General features: G+C 66.0%; 9 protein-coding genes. All 9 read left to right on the forward strand.

Annotated features, from left to right (window positions below; genetic code table 11):
- Window positions 1-183 precede the first annotated feature (183 nt).
- The 9 genes from murB to ligA all read left to right on the forward strand — a co-directional run bounded on the left by murB (window position 184) and on the right by ligA (window position 13,173).
- Window positions 184-1,104 (forward strand): UDP-N-acetylmuramate dehydrogenase, encoded by a 921-nt coding sequence (murB, locus tag CVM73_RS32590; RefSeq protein ID WP_100235871.1) that lies wholly within the window; start codon window positions 184-186, stop codon window positions 1,102-1,104.
- A gap of 69 nt (window positions 1,105-1,173) precedes the next feature.
- Complete coding sequence (locus CVM73_RS32595; protein WP_167407179.1) at window positions 1,174-2,160, forward strand: D-alanine--D-alanine ligase family protein; 987 nt, start codon at window positions 1,174-1,176, stop codon at window positions 2,158-2,160.
- A gap of 349 nt (window positions 2,161-2,509) precedes the next feature.
- Complete coding sequence (locus CVM73_RS32600; protein WP_100235873.1) at window positions 2,510-3,526, forward strand: cell division protein FtsQ/DivIB; 1,017 nt, start codon at window positions 2,510-2,512, stop codon at window positions 3,524-3,526.
- Window positions 3,523-4,845, forward strand: a complete 1,323-nt coding sequence (gene ftsA / locus CVM73_RS32605) for a cell division protein FtsA (RefSeq protein ID WP_100235874.1) — start codon at window positions 3,523-3,525, stop codon at window positions 4,843-4,845. The genes CVM73_RS32600 and ftsA overlap by 4 nt, the downstream gene beginning before the upstream one ends.
- Window positions 4,846-4,932: 87 nt before the next feature.
- The gene (gene ftsZ, locus CVM73_RS32610) at window positions 4,933-6,720 is read left to right on the forward strand and encodes a cell division protein FtsZ (RefSeq protein ID WP_100235875.1); all 1,788 of its coding nucleotides are present in this window, start codon (window positions 4,933-4,935) and stop codon (window positions 6,718-6,720) included.
- A 363-nt stretch (window positions 6,721-7,083) separates the two neighbouring features.
- A complete protein-coding gene (lpxC, locus tag CVM73_RS32615; protein WP_100235876.1) occupies window positions 7,084-8,046 on the forward strand; it encodes a UDP-3-O-acyl-N-acetylglucosamine deacetylase in 963 nt (320 codons plus the stop codon).
- Between the two features lie 237 nt (window positions 8,047-8,283).
- Window positions 8,284-9,174 (forward strand): outer membrane protein assembly factor BamD, encoded by an 891-nt coding sequence (locus tag CVM73_RS32620; protein WP_100235877.1) that lies wholly within the window; start codon window positions 8,284-8,286, stop codon window positions 9,172-9,174.
- A 13-nt stretch (window positions 9,175-9,187) separates the two neighbouring features.
- Complete coding sequence (gene recN / locus CVM73_RS32625) at window positions 9,188-10,861, forward strand: DNA repair protein RecN (protein WP_100235878.1); 1,674 nt, start codon at window positions 9,188-9,190, stop codon at window positions 10,859-10,861.
- A gap of 158 nt (window positions 10,862-11,019) precedes the next feature.
- Window positions 11,020-13,173 carry an NAD-dependent DNA ligase LigA gene (gene ligA, locus CVM73_RS32630; RefSeq protein WP_100235879.1) on the forward strand — a complete coding sequence of 718 codons (2,154 nt, stop codon included), beginning with the start codon at window positions 11,020-11,022 and terminating at the stop codon, window positions 13,171-13,173.
- Window positions 13,174-13,403 lie beyond the last annotated feature (230 nt).

Here is a 13,403-nt window from a genome sequence, read left to right on the forward strand (position 1 = left end):
CGGTGCGTCCCTGACTCTCGTAAAAGATGAGGGCGCAGCTGTGACGCCAGGTGAGGCGAGCACGCTGGTCAGGCTCCCTCCCCCCTTGCGGGGGAGGGTTGGGGAGAGGGGTAAGCTCCGGGCGCTGGCCAACAACGTCGCACGATGCAATCTTAACCCAGCTCGCATGTCGGTCAGTGCGCTATGAGCTTCCCCGACATCACTCCCTCGCTCAAAGCCGCGATGCCCGAACTTCGCGGCCGGCTGCTGGCGAACCAGTCACTCGCCGAACTCACCTGGTTTCGCGTTGGTGGGCCCGCGCAGGTGCTGTTCACGCCGGCGGATGAGGACGATCTCGCTTATTTCCTTGCGCATCTCGCAAGCGACATCCCGGTCTATGTCGTCGGCGTCGGCTCCAACCTCATCGTGCGCGACGGCGGCATTGCCGGCGTGGTGATCCGGCTCGCCCCGCGCGCCTTCGGCGAGGCGACCGCGAACGGTGACACCGTCACTGCCGGCGCTGCCACGCTCGACAAGCGCGTGGCGGAAGTGGCGGCGTCCGCCAATATCGGCGGGCTGGAATTCTATTTCGGCATTCCCGGCACGATCGGCGGCGCGCTGCGCATGAATGCGGGCGCCAATGGCGGTGAGACCAAGGATGTGCTGATCGAGGCGAGGGGCGTCGGTCGCGACGGCACGAAGCATGTCTTCTCCAACGCCGACATGAAGTTCGTCTACCGCAACAGCGGTGTCGATCCCTCCATCATCTTCACCTCCGCGCGCTTTCGCGGCGAGATCAGGGATGCGGAGGCGATCCGCGCGCGGATGGCGGTCGTGCAGAACCATCGCGAGACCGCGCAGCCGATCCGCGAGAAGACCGGCGGTTCGACCTTCCAGAATCCCCCGGGCCACTCCGCCTGGGAGCTGGTGGATGCCGCCGGCTGCCGCGGCCTGCGCGTCGGCGGCGCGCAGGGCTCGGAGATGCACTGCAACTTCCTGATCAACACGGGCGATGCCACCGCGCGCGATATCGAGACACTCGGCGAGACCGTGCGCGAACGCGTGAAGGCGAATTCCGGAATTGAGCTACACTGGGAAATCAAGCGGATCGGGGTTTCCGCGTGAGTGTCATTCCGGGGCTCGCGACTTTGTCGCGCCCCGGAATGACGAATGGAGAGATTGCGGACTATGACCATGCGCATCACCATCCTCTTCGGCGGCTCCAACAGAGAGCGTCTTGTCTCGGTCGCCTCGGCCCAGGCGCTGCATCAGGCATTGCCCGAGGCTGACCTCTGGTGGTGGGACGTCGAGGACAAGGTGCATGTCGTGCAGTCGAAGCAGCTGCTCGAACATGCCCGCCCGTTCGAGGACGAGTTCAAGCCGGGCACGCGTGGCATTCCCCTGGAGCAGGCGCTAGATCAGGCCAAGGCTGAGAACCGCGTGCTGGTGCTTGGCCTGCATGGCGGGCGGGCCGAGAACGGCGAGTTGCAGGTGATGTGCGAAGCGCGTGGCGTGCCCTTCACCGGCTCGGGCTCGGCGTCCTCGCATCTTGCCTTCGACAAGTTCGCGGCCAAGCGGTTTGCCGCGCTCGGCGGCGTGACGCCGCCGGAAAACGTTGCCTTGGACAACATCGACGAAGCCTTCGCCGACTACGGCAAGCTGATCGCAAAGCCTGCGCGCGACGGCTCGAGCTACGGCCTGATCTTCGTCAACGCCAAGCAGGACCTCGTCGCTGTCCGCAACGCGGCGAAACACGAAGAATACGTGATCGAGCCCTACATCGCTGGCGTGGAGGCGACCTGCGGCGTGCTGGAGCGCACCGACGGATCGATCATTGCGCTGCCGCCGATCGAGATCATTCCAGGCGAGGGCAATTTCGATTACGCCGCGAAATATCTGTTGAAGTCGACCCAGGAGATCTGCCCCGGCCGCTTCGCACCGGAGATCACCGCCGCGCTCAAGGAGCAGGCGATGCTGGCGCACCGGGCGATGTCCTGCACCGGTTACTCCCGCTCGGATTTCATCGTCTCGGAGAGGGGGCTGGTCTATCTCGAAACCAACACGCTGCCCGGGCTGACCAAGTCCTCGCTCTACCCCAAGGCGCTGAAAGCCGAGGGCATCGCGTTCGCCGACTTCCTGCACGGGCTGGTCGAGCTCGCCGGGCGCGGCGTGCGGAAATAATTAGGACTGGTTAACGGCTGGGCGGGCGAAACGGCCCGTTTTGGGGCCCAAATCCGGTAAAATGCCGGACATCGCGGCATAAATGCCTCACATGGCTGGGCAAAAAGCGTCCCGCGTTAACGAACTTTACCTTTTGTTTACCAGGACATCCGAAGGTTAACGCTGGCGGCGCATATGGCGCTTTGGCTGCCGGCGCGTGAGCTGTGGCGGGTGATGTCACCTCCAGCGAACGCTTTGAAGGGGAGAGGCTTCGTCTGCTGAAGACCAGCACCCGGCCCGGCACGTCCGAGACGTCATGTTCGCCAGGATCCGCGCGATGTCGCGGGCAAACTGTTGACGAGCTCGTGCAATGGATGGAGCAGGAAGCCTCACTCGGTCGCTTCTCAGATCGCTGAGGCCCCAAGCCGACCTGAAGGCGGCCGCTATCGGAGCGGTCGTGCTTCTGCGCGAGTGGGTGCAGGACAAGCACGCCGAGGCGCGCGCTGCCGCCAAGGACAAGGCCAAAGCCAAGGCCGTCGTCGAGCGTGAGCCGCCGCCGCGCGTGGTCGCGCTGGTCGAACGCTATCTGCCGCGCCGGGTCGGCCTCAGCATGACCGTGCTGCTGCTGATCGGAAGCTGCGGCTTCGGCATCGTCAAGGGCGGCCATCTCCAGGACTTCATCACCGCGGTCAGCGATGCCCGCAACGCGCTGGCCAATTCCGCCGGCTTCCGCATCACCTCCGTCGTGATCAACGGCCGCAAGCAGCTGACCCAGGACGAGATCCTCGCGATCGGCGGCGTCAGCGGCCGCTCCTCGCTGCTGTTTCTCGATGCGGACGCGGTCCGCGACAAGCTCAAGGCCAATCCCTGGATTGCGGATGCGACCGTGCTGAAGCTCTATCCGGGCCAGCTCATGATCGAGCTCACCGAGCGCAAGGCGTTCGCGCTGTGGCAGGAGGCCGGCCGTCTCTCCGTCATCGCCGATGACGGCGCCGTGCTCGAACCCTATGTCTCGCGCCGCTTCCTGACGCTGCCGCTCGTGGTCGGCACGGGCGCCGAGACGCAGGCGCGCGATTTCCTGGCGCTCCTGGCGCGCTATCCGCAGGGCCATTCGATCACCAAAGCCGCGATCTTCGTCGGCGAGCGGCGCTGGAACCTGAGACTCAAGGACGGTCTCGACATCCGCCTGCCCGAGCAGGACGTCGGCAACGCGCTTGCGATGCTGTCGAAGCTCGACAAGGAGGACAGGCTGTTCTCCCGCGACATCGTCGCCGTCGACATGCGCCTGCCCGATCGGCTGGTGGTGCAGCTGTCCGAGGACGCCGCCAAGGCGCGCGAGGAGCAGTTCAAGGACAAGAAGAAAAAGAAGGCCGGGGATTCCGCATGACCGGTCTTGATCGCACCCAGACGCCGAAGACGCGCCCGATGCCGCACAAGCGCGGCGGCCTCGTCGCCTGCCTCGACATCGGCACCAGCAAGATCGCCTGCATGATCGCACGGCTGAAGCCGTCGCCGCCGAGCGATGCGCTGCGCGGCCGGACCCACGCGGTGGAGCTGGTCGGCTACAGCCAGATCCAGGCGCGCGGCATGAAGGCCGGCGCGGTGATCGATCTCGGCGAATGCGAGCAGGCGGTGCGCCAGGCCGTCGGGCTTGCGGAGAAGATGGCCAAGGTGCGGGTCGAGTCGGTGCTGCTGTCGGTCTCCGGCGGCCGGCCGGCCGGTCAGCTGGTCGAAGCCGCCGCCGACATCCGCGGCGGCGCCGTGACGCCGGCCGATGTCAGCCGCGTCACCTCCACCGGCATGCGCCACGCCACCGGCGAAGGCCGCACCGTGCTGCACGCGCTGCCGGTCGGCTACACGCTCGACGGCGTCAAGGGCATCCGCGATCCCCGCGGCATGGTCGCGCACCAGTTCGGCGTCGACATGAACGTCGTCACCTGCGACGCCACCGTGGCGCGGAACCTGATGCTGGCGGTGGAACGTTGCCACATCAATGTCGAAGCCATGGCGGCGAGCCCCTATGTCGCCGGCCTGTCGGTGCTGACCGACGACGAGGCCGATCTCGGCGCCGCCGTCGTCGAGATGGGCGCCGGCACCACCACGATTGCCGTTTATTCAGGCGGCCGCTTCGTGCATGCGGCGGGTTTTGCGGTCGGCGGGCAACATATCACGATGGATCTTGCGCGCGGACTCTCGGCGACCATTGCCGATGCCGAGCGAATCAAGACCTTATACGGGACCGTCATCACCGGCGGATCGGACTCGCGTGAGCTGATGTCTGTGCCGACAGCCGGTGACGAGCAGGATCTGCCGCAGATCGTTTCCCGCGCCACCATCGCGAACATCGTCAAGCACCGTGCCGAGGAAGTCTTCGAAATGGTTCGGGACAAGCTGAAGGATTCGCCCTTCGCCGCAGAGCCCAACGGCCGCGTCGTGCTGTCGGGCGGCGCCTCGCAGCTCACCGGTCTCGTCGAGCTCGGCACCCAGATTCTCGGCCGGCCCGTGCGGGTCGGCCGTCCGCTCGGTTTCGGCCGGCTGCCCAACGAGGCGAAGAACGCCGCGTTCGCGGTGCCGACCGGACTCCTCGTCTACCCGCAATATGTTCACCTCGAACATGTCGAACCGCGGCATACGCGGCAGCAGGTCAGGACAGGGACCGGCGGATATTTCGGAAAGGTCGGACGATGGCTACGCGAGGGCTTCTGATGACTGCTTTCCGCAATCTTCGATTTTCACCAACTCCCGCGGCCGCCGGCCGGGGCGAACCCACGCGCGCGTGATCGAGAGGCAACCATGACCATCAGCATCAATGTTCCTGATATTCACGAACTGAAGCCCCGGATCACCGTGTTCGGCGTCGGCGGCGCCGGTGGCAACGCCGTCAACAACATGATCACGGCGGGCCTGCAGGGCGTAGACTTCGTGGTCGCCAACACCGACGCGCAGGCGCTGACGATGTCGAAGGCGCAGCGCATCGTGCAGATGGGCACGGCGGGCACGCAGGGCCTCGGCGCGGGTTCGCAGCCGAACGTCGGCGCGGCGGCGGCGGAAGAGGTGATCGACGAGCTGCGCGACCATCTCTCGGGCGCCAACATGGTGTTCGTCACCGCCGGCATGGGCGGCGGCACCGGCACCGGCGCTGCGCCCGTGATCGCCAAGACCGCGCGCGACATGGGCATCCTCACCGTCGGCGTCGTGACCAAGCCGTTCCACTTCGAGGGCGGTCGCCGCATGCGCACGGCCGAGGCCGGCATCAACGAGCTGCACAAGGTCGTGGATACGCTCCTGATCATCCCGAACCAGAACCTGTTCCGGGTCGCCAACGAGAAGACCACCTTCGCCGACGCCTTCGCGATGGCCGACCAGGTGCTCTACTCGGGTGTCGCCTGCATCACCGACCTGATGGTCAAGGAAGGCCTGATCAATCTCGACTTCGCCGACGTCCGCGCCGTCATGCGCGAGATGGGCAAGGCGATGATGGGCACCGGCGAAGCCTCCGGCGACAAGCGTGCGTTGACCGCCGCGGAAGCCGCGATCGCCAACCCGCTGATCGACGACAGCTCGATGAAGGGTGCCAAGGGCCTCCTCATCTCCATCACCGGCGGCAAGGACCTCACGCTGTTCGAGGTCGACGAGGCCGCGACCCGCATCCGCGAGGAGGTCGACCAGGACGCCAACATCATCGTCGGTGCGACCTTCGACGAGGCACTCGACGGCCTGATCCGCGTCTCGGTGGTCGCCACCGGCATCGAGCAGGCCGCGATCGCCCGCAACAGCCAGGCGACCTCTGCTCCCGTCGCCAACGCCGCGCCGCAGGTGCAGCAGGCTCCCGCTGCTCCGGCCGCCGCTGCCGAGAGCCGTCTCGCCGACCTCACCGCCCGCCTGCGTGCCGACAACCAGCGCCTGGCCGAACGCGCCCAGAAGCTGGAAGGGCAGACCCCGGTCGCTGCGCCGGCTGCTGCCGCGCCCCGTCCGAATGTCGAGCGTGCTGCGCTCGCCGCCATCGCCGCTGCCGTTGCTGAGGTGCCGCAGGCGCCCGCGCCGCAGACCTATGGCGACGTCACCGTGCGCCCGATCGCGCAGAAGCCGACCCTGTTTCCGGAGCCTGACATGGCCCCGGTCGCGATGCAGGAGCCGATGATGCCGGAAAACTTCATTCCGCCGCAGGCCGAGCGTCCGCCGGTCCGTGCGCCGCGGATGCCGCGGATCGATGAGCTGCCGATGCCGGCCCAGGCCGAACTTCGCCAGGCCCGCGGCGAGGTTGAAGAAGAGGCCCCGCAGAAGACCCGCCTGTCGCTGCTGCAGCGCCTCGCCAATGTCGGCCTCGGCCGTCGCGACGAGGAAAGTGAGCCGCCGGTCGCGGCCCGTACCGCCGGTCCCGCGATGCCGCCGCTGCCTGATCGCCGGCCGCAGAAGACCGTGGCGCAGCAGATCGCATCCAACGAGCCGGTATCGGAATATGCGCGCCGTCCCGCGCCGCAGGGCCTGGACATGCACGGCCGCCCCGCGCCTGTTGCGCCGGCGCCACAGGGCGACGACCATCTTGATATCCCGGCCTTCCTGCGGCGGCAGGCGACCTGAGGATTGTTACAATAAGGCAGTCGAGAAAAGGTCCCGGCGAGAAGCTTGCCGGGACCTTTCCTTTTGTCCCGTGCACGCCCGGATTGCGCCGCCAAGCAACTGATTTTAAATCATTAATTACACATTCGGTGGTTCAGTAAAACTGCCGGCGACGGCCTCCAACCTCGGCGCAATTTGGTTAAGCCTTGGCGCGAATACGGCAGGTTTGGGGTAACAATCGGTAAAAAAGCGTGAGTTGGCGCTGTTTGAGGCAGCAACTATGGTTTGCCGTGACTTGGGGATACGGATTCGCAGGGGCTCGGCACAGGCCGGCCAGGTGGGTCTCGTATAAGTCGCAGTGGGTCGTAGTGGGGCGGGTTCCTGATGAAATTTAGCCGGCAAACAACGCTTCGTGCGCAAGCCTCTGTGGCAGGCGTAGGCGTTCATTCCGGTCTTCCCGTCACTCTCACGCTCGGGCCTGCGCCTGTCGACGCGGGTTTTATTTTTGTCCGCACCGGACTCGACGGAAGTGACCGCGAAGTGCAGGCGACCGCCGAGCAGGTGATCGCGACCGACTTCGCCACTGTCCTCGGCGACCACGATGGCCCGCTGGTGTCCACCGCCGAGCACGTGCTTGCCGCACTGCGGGGCATGGGGGTCGACAACGCCACGATCGAGATCGATGGTCCCGAAGTCCCGATCATGGACGGCAGCGCCGCGGCCTTCATTGCGGCGATCGACCAAGCCGGTATCGTGACCCAGCCGGCGCAGCGCCGCTTCATTCAGGTTTTGAAGCCGATCTCGGCCAAGATCGGCGACTCCTTCGGCGAGATCAGGCCCCACACCAGCGGGTTTCGCGTCGAGGTCGAGATCGATTTCACCAATCCCGTCATCGGCCAGCAGAGCTACGCCTTCGACCTCAACCCGGAAGCTTTCCGCCGCGAGGTCGGCCGGGCCCGGACTTTCGGTCTGATGGGCGATGTCGCGCGGCTCTGGAACGCGGGCTATGCCCTCGGCGCCTCCTTCGACAACACCGTCGTGTTCGACGACGAGCGGCTGCTCAATACCGAAGGCCTGCGCTACGCCGACGAATGCGTCCGCCACAAGGTGCTGGACGTGATCGGCGACCTCTCGCTGGCCGGCCTGCCGCTGCTGGGCGCCTACCGCTCGGTGCGTGGCGGCCACAAGCTCAACCACGCTGTCCTGACCGCGATGCTCGCCGACCGTACCGCCTGGCGGGTGGTCGAGGGCGAGGCTGCCCGCCGCACCACGCGTCCCGTGGGCGAAGTCGGTCGCGGCATCGTCGGCGGCCGGATCGCCGCGGCATTCGGACCGGATGTGTCCTGAAGAGACCTGTCGTCGTTTGGTTGGCGGCTTCCCCGGGAAACTCCTGGTAACCATGATCGGCTAGCATTGCGGCACGTTCGCCTTAATCCGGGCGAAATGCGTGCCTATCCGGTTAACGATCGTTTTTCGGATACATCGGCGTGGGCGCATGGCAGGCACCACGGTTACATTTCGCGCCCATGACGGGGTTCGTGGGCTGGCGGACACCGCATCACAGGGGCGTCAGGGCTTAAACTCATGTCGGCACAGCGTATGACGCGCGGATATTTCTCGGTCTCGTCGCGAGCCCGTGGGCTGCTTCAGGCCGTCGCCTTCATCATGCTCGCGCTGCCGCTCGCCGGTTGCGGCACGGGCTCGCTCTGGGACAAGTTTACCGCCAAGGACGACACCTTCGTCGAGGAGCCCGCCGACAAGATCTACAATGAGGGCCTGTACCTCATGAACGAGAAGAAGGATATGAAGGCGGCGAACAAGAAGTTCGAAGAGGTCGACCGCCAGCATCCTTATTCTGACTGGGCCCGCAAATCGCTGCTGATGTCGGCCTATGCGTCCTATCAGGGCGGCGATTATGACGGCTGCATCGGCGCCGCCACCCGCTACGTCACGCTGCATCCCGGCAGCCCGGACGCGGCCTATGCGCAATACCTGATCGCCGCCTCCCATTACGATCAGATTCCCGACATCAGCCGCGACCAGGCCCGCACCGAAAAGGCAATCGCCGCTCTGGAAGAGGTGGTGCGCAAATATCCGAACTCGGAATATGCGACCTCGGCCAAGGCCAAGATCGAGGGCGCGCGCGACCAGCTCGCCGGCAAGGAAATGAATGTCGGCCGCTACTACGCGCAGAAGCGCGACTACACGGCCGCGATCAACCGTTACAAGACCGTCGTCACGCAGTACCAGACCACCCGCCATGTCGAAGAGGCGCTGTTCCGGCTCACCGAGGCCTATATGGCGATCGGCATCGTCGGCGAGGCGCAGACCGCGGCGGCCGTGCTTGGGCACAATTTTCCTGACAGCCGCTGGTACAAGGACGCCTATAATCTTGTAAAATCCGGCGGTCTCGAACCGAGCGAGAATCAGGGGTCCTGGATCAGCCGGACCTTCAAGAAGATGGGTCTCGGCTAGGAAATTTGGTTTCATGCTGGCGCGTCTGTCGATCCGTGACATCGTCCTGATCGAACGGCTCGATATCGAATTCGCCACCGGACTCGCGGTTTTGACCGGTGAGACTGGTGCGGGCAAATCCATCCTGCTCGATGCCTTTGCGCTGGCGCTCGGCGGCCGCGGCGATGCCGGCCTCGTGCGCCACGGCGCGGAGCAGGGGCAGGTTACTGCCGTGTTCGATGTCCCGAAAAATCACCCTGCGACCAGGATCCTGGCCGAGAACGGCCTCGATGACGGCGGCGAGATGATCTTGCGCCGTGTGCAGCTCGTCGACGGCCGCACCCGCGCCTTCATCAACGACCAGTCGATCAGCGTGCAGACGCTGAAGGCGGTCGGCGCCGCCCTGGTCGAGATCCACGGCCAGCACGACGAGCGCGCGCTGGTCGATGCCGCCACCCACCGCCGGCTGCTCGACGCCTTTGCCGGCCTGGAGAAGGACGTCGCGGCGGTCGAAGCGCTCAGGGACGAGCGCCGCACCGCCAATACCGCGCTGGAGGAGCATCGCGCCGCCATGGAGCATGCTGCACGCGAGGCCGATTACCTGCGCCACGCCTCCGACGAGCTGAAGCAGCTTGCGCCCAAGGACGGTGAGGAGACCGCGCTGGCCTCGCGCCGCACCACCATGATGCAGGGCGAGAAGATCGCCTCCGACCTGCGCGAGGCGCAGGAGGCGGTCGGCGGCAATCATTCGCCGGTCGCGGCGCTGTCGGCCGCGGTGCGCCGGCTGGAGCGCCGCGGCGTCAACTCGCCGGCGCTGGTCGAGCCTGCGGTGAAGGCGATCGACGCCGCCATCAACGCGCTGGAGGAAGCCGACCAGCATCTCCAGGCGGCGCTGGCCGCAACCGATTTCGATCCGGCTGAGCTCGAACGCATCGAGGAGCGGCTTTTTGCTTTGCGTGCGGCGTCTCGCAAATATTCGACACCGGTCGATGGCCTCGCCGCGCTGGCCGCCAAATATGCCGCCGATGTCGTCCTGATCGATGCCGGCGCCTCGCGGCTCAGGAAGCTGGAGCAGGCCGCGATCGAGGCAGATGGCCGCTATGCTACCGCCGCCAAGAAGCTGTCACTGGCGCGGCAGAAATCGGCGGAGAAGCTCAACAAGGCGGTCAATGCCGAGCTCGCGCCGCTGAAGCTCGAACGCGCCAGGTTCATGACCCAGGTCGAGACCGACGAGGCCGCGCCGGGGCCGCAAGGCTTCGACCGCGTGGAGTTCTGGGTGCAGACCAATCCGGGCACCAAGCCGGGCCCGCTGATGAAGGTCGCCTCCGGCGGCGAGCTGTCGCGCTTCCTTTTGGCGCTCAAGGTCGTGCTGTCCGATCGCGGCTCGGCGCCGACCCTGGTGTTCGACGAGATCGACACCGGCGTCGGCGGTGCGGTTGCGGACGCCATCGGCGGGCGCCTGGCGCGGCTTGCCGGCAAGGTCCAGGTGATGGCCGTGACCCACGCCCCACAGGTCGCCGCCCGCGCCGACCAGCACCTGTTGATCTCCAAGGACGCCCTCGACAAGGGCAAGCGCGTCGCCACCCGCGTCAATGCCCTCGCCGCCGACCATCGCCGCGAAGAGATCGCCCGCATGCTCGCCGGCGCCGAGATCACGGCCGAGGCGAGGGCGGCCGCGGAACGACTGCTCAAGGCGGCGACGGCTTAGGCCGTGTCCCGGACGCGCGCCGCGCGAGCCGGGACCCAGGATGCCGCGATATGGGCCCCGGCTCTGCAGTGCACCGCTGAAGAAGCGCTGCGCTGCGTCCGGGGCACGAGACTTTTACCGCCTTTACCCTCCCGCCCGCTCCGTCGTATCCAAGCACCATGGCCAGAGCAGCAAAATCCAAAGCAACACCGCTTCGCGACGTCGCCGACCTCACCAAGGCGCAGGCCAAGGTCGAGCACATGCGGCTCGCGCTTGAGATCGAGGGACACAATGAGCGCTACTATCAGGAGGACGCGCCCACCATCACCGACGCCGAGTACGACGCTCTGCGTCAGCGCCTCAACGCGATCGAAAAGCGCTTTCCTGAATTCGTCAGTGCAGAGTCGCCGTCGCAGAAGGTCGGAGCGGCACCGTCCGGGCGCTTCAGGAAGGTGCGGCACTCCGTTCCCATGCTGTCGCTCGACAACGCGTTTGCGGAAGAGGACGTGCGCGACTTCGTCGGCCGCATCGTGCGGTTCCTGAAGCTCGACGACGACAAGGTCGATTTTTCCGCCGAGCCGAAGATCGACGGCCTGTCGATGTCGCTGCGCTACGAGGGCGGCGAGCTCGTCACCGCCGCGACGCGCGGCGACGGCGCGGTCGGGGAGGACGTCACCGCCAACATCCGCACGCTCGAAGACGTGCCGCAGAAGCTGAAGGGCCGCAACGTCCCCGACATCTGCGAGGTGCGCGGCGAGGTCTATATGACCAAGAAGGCGTTCCTGGCGCTCAACGAACGGCAGAAGGCGGCAGGCGATACCATCTTCGCCAATCCGCGCAATTCGGCCGCCGGCTCGCTCCGGCAGAAGGACCCGACCATCACCGCCTCCCGTCCCCTCGGCTTCTTCGCCTATGCGTGGGGGCAGATGAGCGCGATGCCGGAGGATACGCAGAGCGGCATGATAGGTTGGTTCGAGCGCTGCGGCTTCAAGACCAATCCACTGACCAAGCTCTGTCACTCCGTCGAGGAGCTGCTCGCGTTTCATCATGCGATTGAGGAGCAACGCGCACGGCTCGATTACGATATCGACGGCGTCGTCTACAAGGTCGACCGCATCGACTGGCAGGAGCGGCTCGGCTTCGTCTCGCGCACGCCGCGCTGGGGCATCGCGCACAAATTCCCGGCCGAGCGCGCCATGACGGTGCTGCGCGACATCGAGATCCAGGTTGGCCGCACCGGCTCGTTCACGCCGGTCGGCAAGCTCGAGCCGGTCGGCGTCGGCGGCGTGATCGTGCAGAACGTGACGCTGCACAACGAGGACTACATCAAGGGCATCGGCAACAAGGGCGAGGTGCTGCGCGAGGGGCGCGACATCAGGATCGGCGACACCGTCGTGATCCAGCGCGCCGGCGACGTGATCCCGCAGGTGGTCGATGTCGTCCTCGACAAGCGGCCGAAGACCGCCAAGGAATTCCACTTCCCGAAGAAGTGCCCGTGTCCGCTGCACACCGACGTCGTGCGCGAGGAGACGGCCACGGGCGAGGAGGGCTCGCGCGCTCGCTGCACCGGCGAGTTCGCCTGTCCCTATCAGAAGATCGAGCATCTCAAGCTATTCGTGTCGCGGCGGGCCTTCGACATCGACGGTCTTGGCGAGAAGCAGCTCCAGTACTTCTTCGACGAGGGGTGGGTGAAGGAGCCCGCCGACATCTTCACGCTGGAGAAGCGCAACGCGAAGCTCAAGCTCGAGGAAATCGAGGGCTACGGCGCGACCTCGGTACGCAACCTGTTCGGCGCCATCCAGAACCGGCGAAAAATTGCGCTGGAGCGCTTCATCTATGCGCTCGGCATGCGCCATGTCGGCGAGACCACGGCGCTGGCGCTGGCGCGCGGCTATGGCTCGTGGGACGCTTTCCATGACGCCTGCCTCAAGGTTGCCAAGAGCGACGAGGAGGCGATCGCGGACATGGACGCGCTCGACCAGATCGGCGACACCGTGATCAAGAGCATCGCCGATTATTTTGGCGAGAGCCACAACCGCGGCATCGTCGAGCGGCTGACCAAGGAGGTCGAGATCGTCGACGCCGAGAAGCCGAAGAGCAATTCGGCCGTCGCCGGCAAGACCGTGGTGTTCACGGGCTCGCTGGAGAAGATGACGCGGGATGAAGCCAAGGCGACAGCCGAGCGGCTCGGGGCCAAGGTGTCGGGCTCGGTCTCGAAGAAGACCGATCTGGTGGTCGCCGGCCCCGGCGCCGGCTCGAAGCTCGCGGACGCCAACAAGCACGGCGTCAAGGTGCTGACCGAGGACGAGTGGCTGAAGCTGATTGGGGAGTGAGGTTCTCGCTCTGCGCCAACTCACTCCACTGTCATCGCCCGGCTTGACCGGGCCATCCAGTACGCCGAGACGATTGTGGTTGATCGAGAAGCCGCGGCGTACTGGGCGACTTCAACCGGTCGTCGCAACACCTTGTGTATCGCTCACCCGCAGCAATTCGTCGAGAGTTTCTGCCGGTGTTTTCCAGCCCAGGGTCTTCCGAGGCCTGGTGTTGAGTGCAAGAGCGACGG

The organism is Bradyrhizobium forestalis (assembly GCF_002795245.1).
In the GTDB taxonomy this organism is placed as follows: Bacteria; Pseudomonadota; Alphaproteobacteria; order Rhizobiales; family Xanthobacteraceae; genus Bradyrhizobium; species Bradyrhizobium forestalis.